This window comes from Kocuria sp. KKT182, assembly GCF_055635395.1.
Genome location: NZ_CM145757.1, coordinates 2,302,328 through 2,320,399, shown reverse-complemented (window position 1 = coordinate 2,320,399; position 18,072 = coordinate 2,302,328). Strand labels below are relative to the sequence as shown.

The following is an 18,072-nucleotide window of genomic DNA, read 5'->3' as shown; positions in this document are numbered from 1 at the left end:
TGACGTCCGTCACGAGATGGACCTTTTTGTCGGCGGCACGTGAAAACTGACCCCGTGGCGGCAGGCGAAGTTTGACCCCCTGCTGGACCCTGTTCTCACGACGAGGACGGGAGGAAGCGGGTGTTGAGCGTGGAGAACTGGGCGGAGATCCGGCGGTTGCACCGGGGTGAGGGCATCCCGATCAAGGCGATCGCGCGGATGATGGGGTGTTCGAAGAACACCGTGAAGAAGGCGCTGGCAGCGCACGAGCCGCCGCGCTACCAGCGGGTGCCGGGCGGGTCGATCGTGGACGCGGTGGAGCCGCAGATCCGCGAGCTGCTGCAGGCGTATCCGTCGATGCCGGCGACGGTGATCGCCGAGCGGATCGGGTGGGACCGCTCCATCCGGGTGCTGCGCGATCGGGTGGCGGAGCTGCGCCCGGTGTATCTGCCCCCGGATCCGGCCTCGCGCACGGTCTACCGGCCCGGGGAGCTGGCGCAGTTCGACTTCTGGTTCCCCGACATCACTCTGCCCGTGGGGTGCGGGCAGACCCGCACGGCTCCGCGGCTGCCGGTGCTGACGATGGTCAGCGGGTACTCCCGGTTTCGGGCCGCGGTGCTGGTGCCCTCACGGGGCGAGCAGGATCTGTTCGCCGGGTGGTGGGCGAACCTGCAGACCCTCGGGGCGGTGCCCAGGACGCTGGTGTGGGACGGAGAGGGCGCGGTGGGCCGGTGGCGGGCCCGGGCCCCGGAACTCACGGCGGCCACCCACGCCTTCCGCGGGGTGCTGGGGGCGAAGGTGATCATCTGCAAGCCCGCCGACCCCGAGGCCAAGGGCATGGTCGAGCGCTTCCACGACCACCTGGAGACCTCGTTCCTGCCCGGGCGGACCTTCACGTCCCCGGCCGACTTCAACACCCAGATCGGCCGGTGGGTGGCGGGCAGCAACCACCGCTCGATGCGGGTGCTCGGATGCACCCCGGCCGAGCGTGTCGCCGCGGACCGGACGGGAATGCTGCCCCTGCCCCCGGTGGCCCCGGCCACCGGGTGGGCCTGGTCGACCCGGTTGCCGCGGGACCACTACGTGCGCCTGGATTCCAACGACTACTCCGTGAACCCGACCGCGATCGGGCGGCGGATACAGGTGGCCGCGGACCTGGAACGGGTCGTGGTGCGGTGCGAGGGGGTCGTGGTGGCCGAGCACCCACGCTCCTGGGCGAAGCATCAGAGCTTCACCGACCCGGCCCACGCGGCCGCCGCGGTCGCGCTGCGCCGGGGCCGGCTGGCCGTGCCCGTGCCGCCGGCGGCCACCGAGGTCGAGCAGCGGGATCTGAGCGTCTACGACGCCCTGACCGGGGATGCCCTGATCGATGAGGGGGTGGCCTGAGATGACGAGCAGGACATCGGCCACCGCCCGGGACTGGGGTGCGGAACTGGCCTATCTGACCCGGGCGCTGAAAGCCCCCACCCTGCGCGAGGCCGTGCCGAGGTTGCTCGAGCGCGCCCACACCGAGGGGTGGAGCCACCAGGAGTTCCTGCTGGCCTGCCTGCAGCGCGAGGTCGCCGCCCGGGAAGCACACGGCGGGGAGGGCCGCATACGTGCGGCCCGCTTCCCGGCGCGCAAGGGGCTGGAGGACTTCGACTTCGATCACGCCCGCGGGTTGCGCCGGGAGCAGATCGCGCATCTGGGCACCCTGGACTTCGTCGCGGCCAAGGACAACGTGGTTTTCCTCGGGCCCCCGGGCACGGGCAAGACGCACCTGGCCACCGGCCTCGCCATCCGCGCCTGCCAGGCCGGGCATCGGGTGCACTTTGCCACCGCCGCCGAATGGGTCGACCGCCTGGCCGCGGCCCACCAGGGAGGGGTGCTGCAGGCCGAGCTGCGCAAGCTGGCCCGGATCCCGCTGCTGGTCATCGACGAGGTCGGCTACATCCCCTTCGAGCCCGAGGCCGCGAACCTGTTCTTCCAGCTGGTGTCCTCCCGCTACGAGCGGGCCTCGCTGATCGTGACCAGCAACAAGCCCTTCGGCCGGTGGGGCGAGGTCTTCGGCGACGACGTCGTGGCCGCGGCCATGATCGACCGCCTCGTGCACCATGCCGAAGTCATCGCCCTGAAGGGCGACTCCTACCGGCTGAAGAACCGAGACCTCGGCCGCGTGCCCGCGGCCGGAACCCAAGAAAACGAGTGATCAGGGGGTCAACCTTCAGATGCCGAAAAGGGGTCAGTTTTCACTCGCCGTTGACGTTGATGATGGAAGTGCCTCGTCGTCGGGGGCGTGTGACTCTGGCCTTGACTGGCGGCTCATGCGGGTCTGCCTTTGATCTGATCAGTCCACGCTCCCGACGGTGGGGTGACCGATCTGCGTCGGTCAGAGGCGGGCATGACTTCATATGAGCCTGGAGAGCCCCATCAACGTCCTGTCTGCCCGGCCCCTGACCGACGTGCCCACTGGTGAGGAAGGCACGGGATCATCATGACAACAACAGCCCCGGAACGCACGGCCCCGATCGTTACGGTCGCCCCCGTCGGCGTCGTCGCAGGTGTCGACACGCACAAAGACACCCATCACGTCGCGGTGCTCGCTGCGACCGGTGCGCGCCTGGGGGATCTGAAGGTCCCGGCAACGCCGGCCGGTTACGAGCTGCTACTCGCGTTCGTTACCTCATACGGGCCGCTCACCTTGATCGGCCTCGAGGGCACGAACTCCTACGGCGCCGGCCTCGCGCGGTTCCTGACTGCTGCCGGCGTCCCGATCCGCGAGGTGATCCGTCCCAAACGCGCCCAGCGGCGGCGCGGGAAGTCCGACCCGATCGACGCCTACGCGGCTGCCCAACAAGCCCTCGCCGAGCCCGAGAGCCTGCCCGTGGCCAAGGCCGGCGACGGCCGGGTCGAGCAGATCCGGGTCCTGCTGACCGTCCGACGCAGCGCGATGAAAGCCCGCGTCGCCGCGCTGCGCCAGATCCAATCGCTGCTGATCACCGCACCCGATCCCGTCCGCACCCGCTGGGCCGACCTCGACGGCGACGCCCTGGTCAGGGCCCTGGCCGCGACCCGGCCCGGTGACGCCTGCGAGACCGTCACGACCACGACCGGTCAAGCCTTGCGCCGCCTGGCCCGCCGCCACCAGGCACTCACCGCAGAGGTCACCGACATCGACCTCGAGCTGCGCAAGCTCCTCACCGACGTCGCCCCCGCGCTGCTGGCGACCAAGGGCTACGGTGTGGTGACCGGCGCCACCCTGCTCACCGCGGCCGGTGACAACCCGGCCCGCTTGCGTTCGGAGGCCTCCTTCGCAGCACTGTGCGGCGCCGCCCCCATCCCCGCCAGTTCAGGCAGAACGAACCGGCATCGCCTCAATCGCGGCGGCAATCGGCAGGCGAACTGGGCCCTGCACCAGATCGCCCTCGTGCGACTGGCCACCGATCCGAGAACCCGCGCCTACGCCGAAAAGCTCCGCACCACCGGAAAGAACACCAAGGACGTGCTCCGCTGCCTCAAGCGCGCCATCGCCCGAGAAGCCTGGCACCTGCTCGTCCACCCAGCCCCCGTCCCGCGCACCAACGACCTCCGGCCCATGCGCCACGCCCGCGGACTCACCCTCGCCCAAGCAGCTCACCACCTCGGCACCGTCACCGCACGCATCAGCGAACTCGAACGCGGCACACGCCCCAACGCCCAGCTGGCCATCGCCTACCGACAATGGCTACTCACCCTTTGACATCAATAGGAGCATCACTTTTACGGGTTATCGAAGAGTTCGTCTGATGGCTCGGGTGCGCGGTGGTGCTACCCAAATGGCCTGAGCCTCCACCGGGGCCAAAACGATCGACCTGGGCTGGTCTCCTAGTAGGCCGGTGGTCCCGCGGGGCCCGTGGGCGATGACCTGAACCGGCTTGCCCGGGGTGAGACCGCAGTCACGGAACCGGACCAGACGTTGAGGATCGGCATCTGAGAGGCGGACGATCTCGTACCGTCCCGCTTCCACCTCGGTGAGCCGGGTAACCCCTATTGGGCGCCGGATCTGTCCTTTTGCGGTGGGGATCGGGTCACCGTGCGGATCGGCGCTGGGATGACCCAGTTGGGTGTCGATGCGTTCGATCATGGCCTCGGAGGCGGCGTGTTCGAGGCGTTCGGCCTCGTCGTGAATCTCCTCCCACGGGTAGTCCAGGGTGGTGGCCAGGAAGGCCTCCAACAATCGGTGCCGACGCACCATGGCGATGGCGTACTGCTCACCCAGTGCGGTCAAAACGACCGGTTTGTAGGGCCGGTACAAGATCAGTTCCTGATCCCCCAGACGTCGAAGTGTTTCGGAGACACTAGGGGCGGTGGTGCCGAAGCGTTCGGCCAGGCCCGTGGTGGTGATGGGTGGGTCACCCCATTCGGTGGCCGACCAGATCACCTTGAGGTAGTCCTGGGTGACCGGGGTGATCTTGCTCAAGTCCATGGGGCTCACGCTACCTGGCGCTGTCGTGGGTCAACCCTGACCGGTGGGTGTCAGGGCGAGCAGTGCCACATTCAGCGCCACGACAAGGGCAACCGCCACCGAGGCGGTCGTGGTCAGTGCCATCACGGTGGCTACGGTGGGGTCGTCGCGCAGCCCGAGGCGCTTGAAGCGCAGCATCCAGGAAATGGTGCGTTCTACAACCCAGCGGTGCCGGCCCAGGTGGGTCTAGTTGTACTGACCGGACACGTTGATCGATAGACAAGTCGCCACTTGTGACAGAAGGCCACGCTTGTCTATAGTGTGGGTATGACAGTTTCACTGGATGTTGCCCTGCCGCGCACGGACCTGTCGGCGCGGGATCACGCGCGGATGCTTGCTCCGTTGTTGAAGCCTTTGTCAGACGAGAACAGACTGATGATCGTGCTGACGCTTGCGGCGGGGGCGTGCTCGAACAAGAAGTTGCAGGAGGCCACCGGGTTGAGCCAGGCGCTGGTGAGTCACCATGTGGCAGCCTTGCGGCAAGCGCAGCTGATCAGTGTGCGGGCCGAGGGCCGGTCCAACATCTACGCGCTGTGTTGTGAGCAGTTGGCGGCGCCGGTGCAGTGGCTCGCTCACTTGGCGACTCTCACTCCAGAGGGACAGAAGGCGTGCTGCACTGCCCCAGCAGGGGAGGGTCAGGCATCGACTGAGGGTGCTGCGCGGTGATTCATGCGGTACAGACCTTCGGGTTGATCCTGGTCGAGTTGCTCGTCCTGTTCTCGCTGATCTCGGTGCTCGTTGCGCTGGTGAACCGGCGGTTCGGGCCGGATCGGATCCAGAGCTGGATGGCCGATGGGCGCCTTCCCGGCCCGCTCAAGGGGCTACTGCTGGGGGCGATCACGCCGTTCTGTTCCTGTTCGACGCTGCCGGTGCTGGCTGGGATGTTGAAGTCGGGGGTGGCGTTCCGGACGTCGATGACCTTCCTGATCTCGTCACCGCTGCTGGATCCCATCATCGTGGCCGGGGTGGTGCTGCTGTTCGACTGGCGTATCGCGTTGGTCTACACGGTGGTCACCGCCGCATGGTCCCTGCTCGCCCCCCTAGTATGGGAACGACTCGGCATGGCCAGCCAGCTCAAGCGAGTCAAGGTCGTCGGCGACGACAGCACCCCCCACCCCTGGGCAGGCCTGCGCAACGAGATCCGGCCCGCACTCGGCGAGGCCTGGGCCGATCTGAGACCGCTGCTCGTCCCGATGGTGCTGGGTGTCTCGGTCGGTGCATTTATCTACGGTTTCGTGCCTCAGGACCAACTCGCCGCGGTCGCTGGCGACGACAAACCGTGGGCCGTGCCGTTGGCCGCCGTGCTTGGCGTTCCGCTTTACGTGCGTATCGAGACGATGCTGCCCATCGGCTTGGCCCTCAGCTCGACCGGCATGGGGCTAGGTGCAGTGTTCGCGCTGATGATCGGCGGCGCCGGAGCCTCGATCCCCGAGATCTCGATGCTCACCACCTTGTTCAAGCCCCGACTGGTCGTCACTTTCGTGGTCACTGTCATCGGCACGGCCATCGCCGCCGGCTACCTCATCCCACTGATCGCCTGACCCAACCACCACATTCCCAACCACACGAGGAGAACAAGCAACCATGGGACTCAAGGACCTCTTCACCGCACGCAAGCAGGACAGCAGTTGCTGCGGGGCCCAGATCGTGCCCGACGATGACGACCAGCCCCAGAGCGAGCAGGGAACACCCACCGAGACGGCTGCCTCTTCAGCGCCGAACAGCGAGGACACGGACGGCAACTGACATACCGAATCGATGGGGCTGCACCACAGGGTGCAGCCCCATCACTGTCTCCACCCGCTCGTCACCAGGAAGACCACCATGTCCCACGCCAATGCCGCCCTCACTCCGCGTCACCGCCTCAAGGTTGCCCAGCTGGTTGTTGACCACGGATGGCCGATCAGCGAGGTCGCTGCCCGGTTCCAGGTCTCCTGGCCCACCGTGAAGCGCTGGGCTGACCGCTACCGGGCCGGTCAGTCCATGCAGGACCGCAGCTCACGGCCTCACCGCTCCCCGAACAAGACCAGCCCCACGACTGCGAAGCGCTGTATCCAGCTCCGGCTGCGTCTGCGGGAAGGTCCGGTTCAGTTGGCATACCGGATTGGCGTTGCTCCGTCGACAGTCCACCGGATCTTGGTCGACGTCCACTTGAACCGCCTGTCGCACGTCGACCGTGCCACTGGAGAGCCTGTTCGTCGCTACGAGCACGACCACCCCGGGGCGATGCTGCACGTCGACGTGAAGAAGCTCGGCAACATCCCAGACGGCGGAGGCTGGCGCTACGTCGGCCGACGACAAGGCGAGAAGAACCGCGCAGCCACACCCGACAAGCCCAAGAACAAGCACTACGACCCGTTGATGGGCAAGGCCTACGTCCACACCGTCATCGACGACCACTCCCGCGTCGCCTACGCCGAGATCCACGACGACGAAACAGCCCACACCGCCACAGCGGTCCTGGCCAGGGCCGTCAAGTGGTTCAACGCCCGCGGGGTGACCGTCGAGCGGGTCCTGTCGGACAACGGTGGCGCCTATCGCTCACACCTGTGGCGCGACACCTGCGCCGAGCTGGGAATCAGGCACAAACGGACCAGGCCGTATCGCCCGCAGACCAACGGCAAGATCGAGCGCTTCCACCGCACCCTGGCCGACGGCTGGGCCTACGCCCGCTGCTACACCTCCGAGACGGAGCGTCGCGGCGAACTCGACGGCTGGCTGCACTACTACAACCATCACCGGCCCCACACAGCCTGCAGCAACCAGCCGCCCTTCTCACGATTGACCAACGTGTCCGGTCAGTACATCTAGTCCTCGATTCCGCGGCGGGTAACACGGACCTTGATGCCCCGGCGGTGCAGATAACGCCGGCACCTCGGGAATGCGGAAGCCCTTATCCGCGTGTAGCTTCTCCGGGTGGCGCCGGGGTCGCCCCGGGCGCCCGGACACACTGGGGTTCGTCTCCAGCGAAGGTTCGAAGAGTCGGCTGTCGTGGGTGTTGACAGCTAAGGCCAAGACATGCAGCGGCAGGCCGTTGCGGTCGGTGAGCAGGTGATACTTCGTGTCTGGTTTCGCGCGGTCGGTGGGATTGAGGTCGGTCATTTCGCCCCTGTGACCCGCACCGACACTGAGTCGACGCTGGCCCGCAACCAACCGAGGATCTTCTCCTCGAGCATGGCCCGGTGGAGTTGCTTTCACACTTGGGCTTCCTGCCAGGGCACAGCCGTCGGCAGGCGGTGTGTCCGGACCCGCATCCGAGTTCTACGGGTAGTTCCCCCGCCACCGGTACCCGGTGTGGAACACGAACAGGGTGCCCTCCCGGGTCGCCCGATCCTTGATTCGCGGCCGCCCACCGGGTCCTCGAGGCGGTGGGCAGTGCGAGATTGAGGGGTGACCAGCTCCCACAGCTGGTTATCGACCATCCACGACTGCGTTCTCGTCGTCATGCAGGCATTGTGAACCAGCCGTGGGAGGACCGGCAACGACGGATCAGGTCTTGAGTCCAGGTCTAATGGGTGAACAACTGGTGAACGGGTAGCGTGGCGGTACTAGTCTTCTACGGGCCCGAGTACGGGTGGGGTGTCAAGGGTGTTCGACGAGCACGCGGGCATCCGGATCGCGAGGTGTTGCCATGTCCGGCCGGATTCCGCACGTGGTCCGACGGGTTGGCGTCGTGGTGGGACGCACCTGGGTCTACGTCCTGATCTGGGCCGGGCTCGCGCTGCTCATCGCCGCCGCCGGCATCCGTTTCTTCTGGGGCAGGATCTCCGTGGGGCAGATGCTTCTGAACCTCGTCTCCGTGCAGATCGACGGCGGGGGCGGAGCCATCGTCTGGATGGGCGTCCTGGGGATCGGTGTCGTGCCCCTGCTCATCACCGTCGGGATCGCCCTGTGGCAGTCCTCCCGGCGCCGCGAGCGCCGCCGCGACGGCGACGACATGCGTCCGCGTCGCCCGCAGTGGATCGTGCGCACCGTCTCCACCGCTCTGGTGGCCGCGGTGGTCGTCGGCGGCACCACGGCCTTCGCCACCACGGTGGGCGTGGGGGACTACCTCAGGGCGACGAACTCCGCGTACGACCTCGGCGACTACTACGTGGAGCCCACCGTCTCCAGCGCCGAGCGCAAGCGCAACCTGGTGCTGATCTACCTCGAGTCCGGCGAGGCCACCCTCGCGGACGACCAGCTCTTCGAGAAGGACGCGTTCGTCCCTCTGGAGGAGGTCACCAGGGCCTCGGACGGTTGGCAGAGCGTGGACGGTCTCCAGCAGTACCAGGGTGGAGGTTGGACCATGGCCGGTCTCACCTCGACGCAGTGCGGCGTGCCGCTGAAGGGCATTGGCTCCGCCGCGGGCAGCGGCGCCTCCGACGAGCTCAGCGGCGACGTCGACACCTACTTGGGAGGAGCCACCTGCCTGGGCGATGTCCTGGACGAGCACGGCTACCACAACGTCTTCCTGGGCGGGGCCAACGCCTCCTTCGCCGCGAAGGACGACTTCCTGGGCAGCCACGGCTACTCCGAGATCAAGGACCTCCCCGACTGGCGGGCCGCCGGCGAACCGGAGAAGAGCTTCCGCAGCGACTGGGGCCTGAGCGACGAACGCCTCATGGCCCACGCCAAGGACGAGATCGACGAGCTGCACGCCGAGGCGGAGAGGACCGGCCGGCCGTTCAACCTCTCCGTGCTGACGCTGGACACCCACGAGCCGGTGCACGTCTACGACTACTGCACCGTGGACACGGAGGACGAGGTCACCTCCGTGTTCTCCTGCTCCATGACCCAGGTGGCCGGATTCGTGGAGCACATGGAGGAGAAGGGCTACCTCGACGACACCGCCGTGGTGATCATGGGCGACCACCTCAAGCACATGAGCGCCGGCGACGCTTTCCACGAGCAGCTCGACGACCACGACAACCGCACGATCTTCAACCGGATCTGGATCCCGGGCGAGGACGAGAACAGCACGCTGCGTCCCCGCGTGGACCAGCTGAACATGTACCCCACGATCCTGGAGGCCGCCGGGCTGACCCTGGCGGACCATGCGGCCGGGCTGGGCGTGTCCGCCTTCGCCTCGGACGTCCCTGCCGGTTCGGCGCAGGCGATGGAGCCGGATCCCTACGCCGAGCTGCTGGACTCGCACTCCCCCCAGTTCTACACGGAGGCCTGGGCCGGCGAGAACGCGGCGCGGTAGCGCTGTCCGTTCCCTGCCCGACGGTGCAGCTCAGCCCATGCGCGCGGTCACAGTCGCAACGTCCGGACCCGAGCAGACGACGATCCGCGCCTGCCCGGCGCCCGACGTCGTGCGCTGCAGCGTGGGGGCCGCGGCATCAGTCCCGCCTCTTCTGGCCCTGCAGGGGTGTTGAAACGGCGTAGCCTACCCCCGACGCAGCAAGGGGCCGGGGAGCGAGGATGCCGCAGTGGCGAACGGCACCCTCGCCCACCCACACCGTAGGAACACAAGCTGGGCATTGCCCGAGCGTCACCGGAAACGGACCGGATCCACCGCCGACAGCCAAGGGGTAGCGTAGCGGTCCAGGACCCGGGCCACCGTGGCGGTCGGCACCCCGGTATCCCGGGAGATTACTAGCGGCCCCCGGTGCAGCAGGAACCGTGCGATGCGGATCCCCGTCTTGGTGCACGGGCGGGTACGGGGCGGGCAGGAATGGGGCCGGCAGGGTCGGCCGGCCAAACCGGCTGGTCCCTCGTCCTGGAAGCGGCGCTACCACCGCCAGGTTGTGATCGCCGAAATCCCCATCTCGGCGGCCACGTGGGCCGCCGAGGGTCCGGTCGTGATGCGATCTATCAGGATGCGCCGTCCCGCCGGAGTGAGCGGGGCATTAGCGTGGGACATGGGAGACCCCCGTGATCGGGCGGGAATCTAGACAACTCCGCACTCGACCCGGAGGTCTCTCCTGTCATCAACAACCTGGTGAGTCAGCATGCCTAGTGCTTGTGCTCTTCCTTCTTATCGTGCTCGTGGTCGAACTTCTTGTCGCCGTCGTGATCGTGCCACTTGCCGTAATTGTCCTTCTTGCCTTCGTCGTGCTTGTGCCACTTCTCGTGCTTGTGCCACGACTCGTGCTTATGCTGCTTGCCGTTATCGTGCTTGTGCCACTTATCGTGCTTGTGCCACTTATCGTGCTTGTGCCACTTCCAGTAGTGGTCCTTCTCGTGGTCGTGCTTCCCCCCGTTCATCTTGTCGTCCTCGTGCTTCTTGTCTTCAACCTTGGAATACCCGCTCTTGCTGGAGTCATCATTCCCGACGGCCGGAGCGGCCACTGTTCCGCCGAGGAGGGCCGTCGCGATGAACGCGCTAGCAAGGGTCTTGCGCCAATCTTCCATTTTTGTCCCCCATGAAGGGCATGACTCTGAGATGGTCATGCGTGCAATAGATAATCTGTCAAGGCCTCAGGTGTGGGTCTTTCCTGTGTCATAGGTGAGACAACCGTAGGAGCGCGCCGCACCATCTGCAAGGCCCTGACAAGGGCAAACACTGTTACGACTGCATGTCGGACATTTTCCCGCGAGCAACGACACCTGCCGAGGCGACCAGCGCCTAGCGCAGCTCCACTGCCGACAATTAGTTTCTGACTAGTAAGTTTTTTGGAATCATGCTGATCACAAGGTTTTGGCCGTCGAAATGCTCCGTCTCGGCATTGCGCGAACCGTAGATTCGGGGTGAGCGCAGATCCACGCTGCGCGCAGTATTCGATGAGATTACATAATCCACAACTATGTTGATGCGGGTAATGCGACGTAACTAACACGCGACCAGTGGCCGGGTCGGAATGCTCTGAAGTGACCCTTGTCGGAACTGGTTTCGATAGTTATGGCTGAGGCGTTGAGTGGGGTCGGCCGGGCTGATGATCATGGTTGCCATGGCGAGTCAGAGAGCACCCGAGAGGTTGGTCAGTGATCAGTTGTGAGAGTTGCTGGAACCGCACCGAACTGGGCTTCGGCTCCGAGGACACCCCCGGCCTCGGCCCCCACCGGGCTCAGCCCGTCCAGGATCGACTCGACCAGCATGGAGTCATGGCGGTTAGCCCCGGTAATCGCCACCGCCAGGGACAACCCGTCAGCGGTGACGAGCAGGTGGTACTTGGTGCCGAGTTTGCCGCAATCAGTGGGGTTCGGCCCCGTTATTTCGCCCCCTTTTTGTCCCGTGTCGGGTTCAGTGGAGGCTCGGTAGTGCCGCTCCGGCGGTCGCCGAGGCGGTGTGGTGACGATAGTAGGCGTCCTCGAACTCGGCCGGGGGTACAAGCCCGATCTCGCCGTGCAGGCGCCGGTGATTGAACCAGTCGACGTACTCGGCCACCGCGATCTCCAGGTCCTCGATCGACTTACAGGGACCTTTGTTGCGGATCAGCTCGGCCTTGAACAGCGAGTTGAAGGCCTCGGCGAGGGCGTTGATGCTCCTATAGTCGTCAACCCCTGATTCGACCGGTTACTGGGCGGGGTCTGATGAGGTGGTAGACCTCGCGGATGACGTAGCGCTTGAGGCACCTGATGATGTCTCGTTTGGACTTACCCTCGGCGGTACGCCGGGCGACGTAGGCGATGGTCGGTTCGTGGAAGCGCATCCGCACGATCACCGTGCGGTAGATCGCGGCGTTGAGCTGGCGGTGCCCGCCGTGATTGATCCGGTGCCGCCCGGTGCTCATCCCCGAGGAGGCCGGGATCGGGCTGATCCCGGCCAGCTTGGCCAGGGCGGCCTCGGAGTGGATGCGCTCAGGATTGTCCCCGGCCACGATGAGGATCTCCGCGGCGGTGTCGACCCCGATGCCGAAGGGCTCCACCAGCTGCGGCGCGGTCGCGAGCACGAGCTCCTCGATCATCTCGGCCAGCTCGTGGGTTTCCTCCTGCAGGTACTGCCACCGCCGGGCCAAGGACCGCAGCGTGTGCCGACTGGCGTCCTCCGGCGTCTCGAGACCCCTCGGGCGCAGGGCGGCCAGGTGCCGGGCCAGCATCACCGGAGTCTTGCGGGCCACGGCGTGGCGCAGCTTATCGGGGGCGTGCACCAGCACCGCTTTGAGGGTCACCATGGTGGCGGCCCGGGCCTTGACCGCGGTGTCGTGGGCGATCTTGAGCTGGCGAATCATCTCCACCGACCCGTCGGCAGTCTTCGGGATCGCTGTGGCGTAGCCGGCCAGCACCGCCCTCGCGGCGTTCTCGGCATCGAGGGTGTCGGACTTGCCGTTCATGCGCCGCAGGCGGCGGTCGGGACGGTTGACCTCCACGACCTTGTGCCCGGCCCGGCGCACGAAGGAGGTCAGGGCGATCCCGTAGGAGCCGGCGCCCTCGATGCCGAAGGCGATGATCTGCCCGAAGGAGGCCGCCCACTCCAGCAGGCGCCGGTAGCCGGCGGCCTCGGTCGGGATCGTCAACGTGTCCAGGATCCCGCCGACCGGGTCCAGGACCGCGGCCACGTGAACGTGCTTGTGGGTGTCGACACCGACCACGACGTGCCCGGAGCGAGTAGTGGGTGGGGTCTGCGTGGTCACGGTCATGGCCCGTGCCCTCCTGCCGGTTAGGGTGACTTCACGCTGTCGCCGGCGGGTGGACAGGACTGTCATGGGGACGCTTTTCCAGGGTGTGCTCCAGGCTCCTTATCAAGTCACGCCCGTCCGGCGGCAGCGCTTGGTACTGCCCGACCGGGCGGCTGACAGATCAACGCGAAGGCACCTCAAGGGCCAGTCATAAGCAAGGGTCAAGCCGCACCGGTCAGGACTTCCGAACCTACTCCGGGTCCGACCCTCACAGACTGACAGTCATAGGAATCGCCGGTGGATCCCACCGAGGCCACCGCCCCGGCCTCGGCCAGCCGCTGGGTGTACCGCACCGCGACGTACTGCACATCCTTATCCGAATGATGTACGACCCCGTTGGTGTCATGGCCGTGGTGGGAGCGGGTCCACAACCCCATCTCGAGGGCGTCCAGGGCCAGGTCCGTGCGCAGCGAGGTCGACAGCTGCCACCCCACGATCCGGCGGGAGAACACATCGGTGGCGAAGGCGGCGTAGACCCACCCGGCGAACGTGCGGCAATAGGTGATGTCGGCGACCCACAGTCGGTCCGGGGCGGTGGCGGTGAAGGTCCGCTCCACCAGATCCGGGCGGGTCTCCGGTCCGGTGTCGGCCACCGTGGTGCGCGGCCCCTTGGCCCGGGCGACCCCACGTAGGCCGGCCGCCCGCATCAGCCGGTGCACCGTGCATCGGGCCACCCGGTGACCGTTCCGACGCAGTTCCGCGTGGACCTTGATGACCCCGTACACCCCGTAGTTGTCCGCGTGCACCTTCTGGATCACTTCCGTCGTGGCCGCGTCGCTGACCGACCGCGCTGACGGCGGCCGGGACTTGGTGGCGTAATAGGTGCTCGGGGCGATCTGCACACCGGCGTCCCGGAGGACCCTACAGATCGGCTCGACCCCGAACTCATCCTTGTGGGCGTCGATGTAGGCCACTACCTGTTGTGTGGGTAGCACGAGCTCACGCCGCGAAGAAAGCCGAGGCCGACCGCAGGATGGCGTTGGCCCTGCGCAGTTCCCGCACTTCTCTCTCCAGCTCGGCCAGCCGCTGGGCATCATCACTGGTGGTCCCCGGCCGGTATCCCTCATCGACATTGGCCTGTCTGACCCAGTTCCGCAGCGTCTCCGGACTGATGCCCAGCTGCTGCCCGACTCGGGCCAGCGCCCCGGACTTCGTCGCCGGGTCCCGCCGGGCCTCCACTGCCATCCGCGTCGCACGCTCACGCAACTCGTCCGGGTACTTCCTCGGTGCTCCCATGACTCTCATCCTTCCGTGGAATGAAAGCCTCCAACAGACCCGTCACGGGACAGGCCCTCCCTGCACAGCAGCGCGTCGGTGAGTTCGAACAGCTCATCAGCGCGCCGGGTCAGGCACTCACTGGTACAACCCGCCGCGGAACTGGCGCAGCTGATCAGCGGCCACTGTCATCGGACCCTGGCCAACACCATGACTGAGGACCATACTGCTCATTGCGGCCACCGCCGTTTCCTTGAAACCTCGCAACTTCCAAGGATCATGCGGCGTCCACCCTTATGCCAGAGCCCGACCCATATCCGCCTGGCGCACCAGCCTCAAGGGTTAAACGGCAAGCTAAGACAGTGATAGACCGGGTGCGCGGCACCTGTCTGGCCGACCAGGAACCGCGCACCCGGAAACTGTGCTCGCGTGCGGTCAGCGCACGCGGATGTAGACGGGGCCGGTGCCCACGTTGACGCTGTCGATGACGGTGCTGCCGCCGTTCCAGCCGCCGTGGACGGCCTTGCCTCCGCCGATGTACACGCCGATGTGGGCTGTGCCCATGCCGCCGTCGGCGTAGTAGACGAGGTCGCCGGGCTGGGCCTGGCCGGCGGAGACCTGGGTGCCGAGCGTGAAGTATTCAGCCGGCCAACCACGGAAGTTGATCCCGGCGGCCCGCAGGGCGTTGCTCACCGCTGCGGTGCAGTCCTGTCCGACGCCGAGCTGTCCCATGGCCGCGGAGGCGATGGTGGCGCCCTTGCCGGAAGAGGAGCTCTGCGGGGTGACCGTGCGCTCGGCGGCCGGAGCGGCCTGCACGGCCGACTTTGGGGCGGGAGCGGCGGCGGGCCTCGGGGCCGCCTGCGCAGTCGGCTTCGAGACGGGGGCCGCCACCGGGGCGGGTGCGGCGACAGGCTTCGGGACCGCCTGGACGACTGGCTCCTGGACAACTGACACCGGGGCGGGTGCGACGGCCGGGGCGGGTGCGGCCACAGCCTTCGGTGCCGCAACGGCCACGGCCCTCGGTGCCGGAGAGGCCACGGCGGGTGTCGCGACGACCGGGGCATCGACTTGCTGCTCCGGCTTCTGCTCGGTCTTCTTCTGGCCGGTCTGCTTCTCGGCTGTGGTCACGTGGGCGACCGGCTCGAGGGACAGGGTGGGCGCTGCGGTGGGGGTGGCTGCGGCGACGGCCGACAGTGGGGCGTCGGTGGCGGCGCCCTCCTGGGCCGGGGTTGCCTGCACGGAGACAGTGGTGGCCAGGGCCAGGCCGGAGAAGGCGGCGACGGCGGCCACGGTGCGGGCCTTGCCGGTGAGGAGGGAGCCAATGCCGTTGGAGGAGTTCAGGTCACGATTCATGAGGGGGTGAGCAGGCTTTCTGGAGGGTCGGGCGGATCTGCCGGAACGGTGCGGTGGCAGTACGGATCACCCCGCGGGGAATGCGAGGTGCGGCGGCGTACGGTGACGCGACGGTCCGGATCGGAAACACCGTGGGCGGCGGATGGGTGGAGGGGGAAGTGCTGTGTCCGCTAGGGACGAGATGCTTACTCGAGAGGGTGGGGCTCACTGATGCCGTCGGTGGAGCAGCCGGGGCCCTCCGCGACGACTTTCTGGCCGTTGCGGAGGGTGGGCCGGGTCAGCGGTAGGTGTAGTAGCCGTCCACCGGCATGGCGTTGACGGAGTGGACGAAGGTGCCCTGGGCGGGGTTCAGGGCGGAGATCATCTTGCCGCCGCCGATGTAGATGCCGATGTGGTTGCCGCCGTTCTGGGAGACGAGGTCCCCGGGCTGCGGGGTGGTCGTGGGGGTGGCTGCGGCGATCTGCTGGAAGCTGGTGCGGGGGAGCTCGATGCCGTTCTGGGCGTAGGCCCACTTCGTGAACCCGGAGCAGTCCCAGGCGCCGAAGGCGGTCCCGCCCCAGACGTAGCCGGTGCCGGCGCCTTGCATCGCGGTGCCCACGATCCCGGAGGCACCGGTGATCTCGGTGATGTCCGCCGATTGGGTGGACACCGTCGCGGTCGAAGCGCTCTGTTCCGGAGCGGCCGGGGCCTGGGTGGAGGCGGTGGTGATGGTCTGCGGGGCGACCGCAGCCGGGGAGGCCGTCGCCGTGTAGGCCGTCAGTGCCGACGCGGGGGCCGAGTAGACGCTGGCGGTGTCCGCGGGGACCTCGGCGTAGGCCTGGGCCGGGGCGATGGAGCCGATGAGCGCCGCCCCGGCGGCGGCGGTGATCGTGGTGGTACGCACCAGGTGCGAGGTGGTCTCGGCGCGGTGGCGGGCAGTGCTGCGCTTAAAAATAGTCATGGGTGTGTTCCTCCCTTTGCCTACGAGGTGAGCTGTCGGATGCGGGTGGGAGACACCCGGCCGTCCCGGACGCAGACGTCCTGGTCGGCTTAACCCCTAGGTCCCGGATCACCGGGACCGAAAATGGTTCCCCCGCTTCTGCCAAGCGATTTCTCTTCAGGAACCTCGGGCACCGGCAGAATTCGGCGATGTGCACGAGGGCGCCGACCGGATCAATCAGCGGCACGCAGTGGACAGTAGCCCATCCATAACGAAAGTGTCACGTTTAGATCACGACCCAGATTCTTGCTTCAGTCGGGACTGAGACGTGGGGCGGCTGACCCTGAAAAGGCTCGTCCCAGAAGCAGTAGGTTCGTCGCTCGTTTGGACTCGCATCGCGGCTAGCGGTGCGTCAGAGACCGTCTGACTAGGCAAAACGGCAGCCTAGCACGTCTTTTCATGGACACAACTAATAAGGACAAGGGGTTTGGGGCCGTGCGCGACCTTCAGCGTCCCTAGTGGTGGCACCGAGGACCCTCCGAGAATGTATTGAGCTTCCTTCCAGGTTGGGTGGATTTCGGCGTGCCTTTTCGGACCGCACAGCGAGATTTCTTCACGAGATCTCCATAATCGCCAGGCTCCACCGCGGTGAAGGGCAGCTGAGGGGGTGCCACTATGCGCCACTGTGGCGTAAATCTTCATCAAATCTTCAAGATTCTGGGGCGCGTCACACTGAAAAGGCAGTCTACTGTCGATGGCATGGCGGGCGGTTTCCGGCCGGTTCGTCTCCTGGAGAAAACCGACGAAGGAGCAAGCCATGACTCATCACGTGAGCGCGATGCTGGAGACCTACCCGAAGGACCTCGGCGGGGTGGATAAGGAGAAACTGGCCGCCTGTATCGAGGCCTGTTTCGAGTGCGCCCAGACCTGCACCGCCTGCGCCGATGCCTGCCTGTCCGAGGACATGGTTGCCGAGCTGACCAAGTGCATCCGCACCAACCTCGACTGCGCGGACCTGTGCGAGGCCACCGGGCGGGTGCTCTCGCGGCACACCGGTTACGACGCGAACATCACCTTGGATGCGATCAAGGCCTGCCAGATGGCCTGCAAGGCGTGTGCGGATGAGTGCGAGCAGCACGCCTCCATGCACGAGCACTGCCGGATCTGTGCCGAGGCCTGCCGTCGCTGCGAGGCCGCCTGCGCCGAACTGGTCGCCTCCCTGGGCTGAGTTTGGCCCCCACTGACCCATCACCCGGGCGGAAGGGGCGGTGAAAAGGCTCGTGGCCGACAGGGATCGGCGCCACGGTCCACCTCAGGCCTGTAGAGGTCAGGGCACCGCCATGACGCACCTGCCGCCCGGGTGGTGTACCTAATGCTCGAAGAACTTCCCAGAGGAGTGAGGACAACAACCACGAAGGCGGGTACTCGCAACCGTAGCCACGAGGATCAGGCCGACCACCACGGCACATCGAACCGGATGTACTAGATTTTCGCGGCCATCCTGTTGGTCGATCTCGGGTTGATATGGGTCCTGACGATGTCGACGATCCGTACCTGGGACCCCTTTTACTTCAATCCCA

At 66.7% G+C, this 18,072-nt stretch carries 16 protein-coding genes, 3 pseudogenes, 1 riboswitch and 1 other annotated feature; of the genes and pseudogenes, 9 read left to right on the top strand and 10 right to left on the bottom strand.

Annotated elements, in window-relative coordinates; genetic code table 11:
* Positions 1-120 precede the first annotated feature (120 nt).
* The 3 genes from istA to ACZ2G1_RS10820 all read left to right on the top strand — a co-directional run bounded on the left by istA (position 121) and on the right by ACZ2G1_RS10820 (position 3,697).
* On the top strand, positions 121-1,365 hold the full coding sequence (istA, locus tag ACZ2G1_RS10830; RefSeq protein WP_470376744.1) for an IS21 family transposase: 1,245 nt from the start codon (positions 121-123) through the stop codon (positions 1,363-1,365).
* Position 1,366: 1 nt separating this feature from the next.
* The gene (istB, locus tag ACZ2G1_RS10825; protein WP_470376743.1) at positions 1,367-2,167 is read left to right on the top strand and encodes an IS21-like element helper ATPase IstB; all 801 of its coding nucleotides are present in this window, start codon (positions 1,367-1,369) and stop codon (positions 2,165-2,167) included.
* 285 nt (positions 2,168-2,452) lie between these two features.
* A complete protein-coding gene (locus ACZ2G1_RS10820) occupies positions 2,453-3,697 on the top strand; it encodes an IS110 family RNA-guided transposase (protein ID WP_470376742.1) in 1,245 nt (414 codons plus the stop codon).
* Between the two features lie 27 nt (positions 3,698-3,724).
* Here the strand turns inward: ACZ2G1_RS10820 and ACZ2G1_RS10815 are convergent, their stop codons facing one another.
* Together ACZ2G1_RS10815 and ACZ2G1_RS10810 are read right to left on the bottom strand one after the other, a co-directional pair.
* A complete protein-coding gene (locus ACZ2G1_RS10815; protein WP_470376741.1) occupies positions 3,725-4,423 on the bottom strand; it encodes a metal-dependent transcriptional regulator in 699 nt (232 codons plus the stop codon).
* 30 nt (positions 4,424-4,453) lie between these two features.
* Positions 4,454-4,642, bottom strand: a pseudogene (locus tag ACZ2G1_RS10810) (hypothetical protein); the annotation flags it as partial.
* 87 nt (positions 4,643-4,729) lie between these two features.
* Between ACZ2G1_RS10810 and ACZ2G1_RS10805 the strand changes: the two are divergent.
* The 5 genes from ACZ2G1_RS10805 to ACZ2G1_RS10785 all read left to right on the top strand — a co-directional run bounded on the left by ACZ2G1_RS10805 (position 4,730) and on the right by ACZ2G1_RS10785 (position 9,650).
* Positions 4,730-5,128 (top strand): ArsR/SmtB family transcription factor, encoded by a 399-nt coding sequence (locus ACZ2G1_RS10805; RefSeq protein WP_048896403.1) that lies wholly within the window; start codon positions 4,730-4,732, stop codon positions 5,126-5,128.
* A 23-nt stretch (positions 5,129-5,151) separates the two neighbouring features.
* The gene (locus ACZ2G1_RS10800; protein WP_217905942.1) at positions 5,152-6,003 is read left to right on the top strand and encodes a permease; all 852 of its coding nucleotides are present in this window, start codon (positions 5,152-5,154) and stop codon (positions 6,001-6,003) included.
* A 43-nt stretch (positions 6,004-6,046) separates the two neighbouring features.
* Complete coding sequence (locus ACZ2G1_RS10795) at positions 6,047-6,208, top strand: hypothetical protein (RefSeq protein WP_154676754.1); 162 nt, start codon at positions 6,047-6,049, stop codon at positions 6,206-6,208.
* Positions 6,209-6,286: 78 nt separating this feature from the next.
* Positions 6,287-7,273: an IS481 family transposase gene (locus ACZ2G1_RS10790; protein ID WP_048896402.1), complete on the top strand. Its 987-nt coding sequence runs from the start codon at positions 6,287-6,289 to the stop codon at positions 7,271-7,273.
* 820 nt (positions 7,274-8,093) lie between these two features.
* Positions 8,094-9,650, top strand: a complete 1,557-nt coding sequence (locus tag ACZ2G1_RS10785; RefSeq protein WP_470376740.1) for an LTA synthase family protein — start codon at positions 8,094-8,096, stop codon at positions 9,648-9,650.
* Between the two features lie 752 nt (positions 9,651-10,402).
* Here the strand turns inward: ACZ2G1_RS10785 and ACZ2G1_RS10780 are convergent.
* From ACZ2G1_RS10780 to ACZ2G1_RS10745, 8 genes and pseudogenes are all read right to left on the bottom strand, one after another.
* The gene (locus ACZ2G1_RS10780) at positions 10,403-10,840 is read right to left on the bottom strand and encodes a hypothetical protein (RefSeq protein ID WP_470376739.1); all 438 of its coding nucleotides are present in this window, start codon (positions 10,838-10,840) and stop codon (positions 10,403-10,405) included.
* Positions 10,841-11,414: 574 nt separating this feature from the next.
* Positions 11,415-11,617 (bottom strand): annotated as a pseudogene (locus tag ACZ2G1_RS10775) (IS5/IS1182 family transposase); the annotation flags it as partial.
* A 13-nt stretch (positions 11,618-11,630) separates the two neighbouring features.
* Positions 11,631-11,867, bottom strand: a pseudogene (locus ACZ2G1_RS10770) (IS3 family transposase); the annotation flags it as partial.
* A 16-nt stretch (positions 11,868-11,883) separates the two neighbouring features.
* Positions 11,884-12,966 (bottom strand): IS110 family RNA-guided transposase, encoded by a 1,083-nt coding sequence (locus tag ACZ2G1_RS10765; RefSeq protein ID WP_470376738.1) that lies wholly within the window; start codon positions 12,964-12,966, stop codon positions 11,884-11,886.
* A gap of 200 nt (positions 12,967-13,166) precedes the next feature.
* A complete protein-coding gene (locus ACZ2G1_RS10760) occupies positions 13,167-13,919 on the bottom strand; it encodes an IS3 family transposase (protein ID WP_470376737.1) in 753 nt (250 codons plus the stop codon).
* Positions 13,833-13,963 (bottom strand) — a sequence feature (AL1L pseudoknot). Its footprint overlaps the gene before it by 87 nt.
* A complete protein-coding gene (locus ACZ2G1_RS10755) occupies positions 13,945-14,241 on the bottom strand; it encodes a transposase (protein ID WP_470376736.1) in 297 nt (98 codons plus the stop codon). Its footprint overlaps the feature before it by 19 nt.
* Before the next feature lie 414 nt (positions 14,242-14,655).
* Positions 14,656-15,573 (bottom strand): C40 family peptidase, encoded by a 918-nt coding sequence (locus ACZ2G1_RS10750; protein WP_470376735.1) that lies wholly within the window; start codon positions 15,571-15,573, stop codon positions 14,656-14,658.
* A gap of 277 nt (positions 15,574-15,850) precedes the next feature.
* Positions 15,851-16,513, bottom strand: a complete 663-nt coding sequence (locus ACZ2G1_RS10745; RefSeq protein ID WP_470376734.1) for a C40 family peptidase — start codon at positions 16,511-16,513, stop codon at positions 15,851-15,853.
* 5 nt (positions 16,514-16,518) lie between these two features.
* Positions 16,519-16,711, bottom strand: a riboswitch (cyclic di-AMP (ydaO/yuaA leader).
* 598 nt (positions 16,712-17,309) lie between these two features.
* Between ACZ2G1_RS10745 and ACZ2G1_RS10740 the strand changes: the two genes are divergently transcribed.
* A complete protein-coding gene (locus ACZ2G1_RS10740; protein ID WP_062737214.1) occupies positions 17,310-17,720 on the top strand; it encodes a four-helix bundle copper-binding protein in 411 nt (136 codons plus the stop codon).
* Positions 17,721-18,072: the final 352 nt, after the last annotated feature.

What these genes read in the sequence shown, in the direction of transcription:
- istB (WP_470376743.1), top strand. Translation starts at nt 1,367, where the DNA reads ATGACGAGCAGGACATCGGCCACCGCCCGGGACTGGGGTGCGGAACTG.
- ACZ2G1_RS10820 (WP_470376742.1), top strand. Translation starts at nt 2,453, where the DNA reads ATGACAACAACAGCCCCGGAACGCACGGCCCCGATCGTTACGGTCGCC.
- ACZ2G1_RS10815 (WP_470376741.1), bottom strand. Translation starts at nt 4,423, where the DNA reads ATGGACTTGAGCAAGATCACCCCGGTCACCCAGGACTACCTCAAGGTG.
- ACZ2G1_RS10805 (WP_048896403.1), top strand. Translation starts at nt 4,730, where the DNA reads ATGACAGTTTCACTGGATGTTGCCCTGCCGCGCACGGACCTGTCGGCG.
- ACZ2G1_RS10795 (WP_154676754.1), top strand. Translation starts at nt 6,047, where the DNA reads ATGGGACTCAAGGACCTCTTCACCGCACGCAAGCAGGACAGCAGTTGC.
- ACZ2G1_RS10790 (WP_048896402.1), top strand. Translation starts at nt 6,287, where the DNA reads ATGTCCCACGCCAATGCCGCCCTCACTCCGCGTCACCGCCTCAAGGTT.
- ACZ2G1_RS10785 (WP_470376740.1), top strand. Translation starts at nt 8,094, where the DNA reads ATGTCCGGCCGGATTCCGCACGTGGTCCGACGGGTTGGCGTCGTGGTG.
- ACZ2G1_RS10780 (WP_470376739.1), bottom strand. Translation starts at nt 10,840, where the DNA reads ATGACCATCTCAGAGTCATGCCCTTCATGGGGGACAAAAATGGAAGAT.
- ACZ2G1_RS10765 (WP_470376738.1), bottom strand. Translation starts at nt 12,966, where the DNA reads ATGACCGTGACCACGCAGACCCCACCCACTACTCGCTCCGGGCACGTC.
- ACZ2G1_RS10755 (WP_470376736.1), bottom strand. Translation starts at nt 14,241, where the DNA reads ATGGGAGCACCGAGGAAGTACCCGGACGAGTTGCGTGAGCGTGCGACG.
- ACZ2G1_RS10750 (WP_470376735.1), bottom strand. Translation starts at nt 15,573, where the DNA reads ATGAATCGTGACCTGAACTCCTCCAACGGCATTGGCTCCCTCCTCACC.
- ACZ2G1_RS10745 (WP_470376734.1), bottom strand. Translation starts at nt 16,513, where the DNA reads ATGACTATTTTTAAGCGCAGCACTGCCCGCCACCGCGCCGAGACCACC.
- ACZ2G1_RS10740 (WP_062737214.1), top strand. Translation starts at nt 17,310, where the DNA reads ATGACTCATCACGTGAGCGCGATGCTGGAGACCTACCCGAAGGACCTC.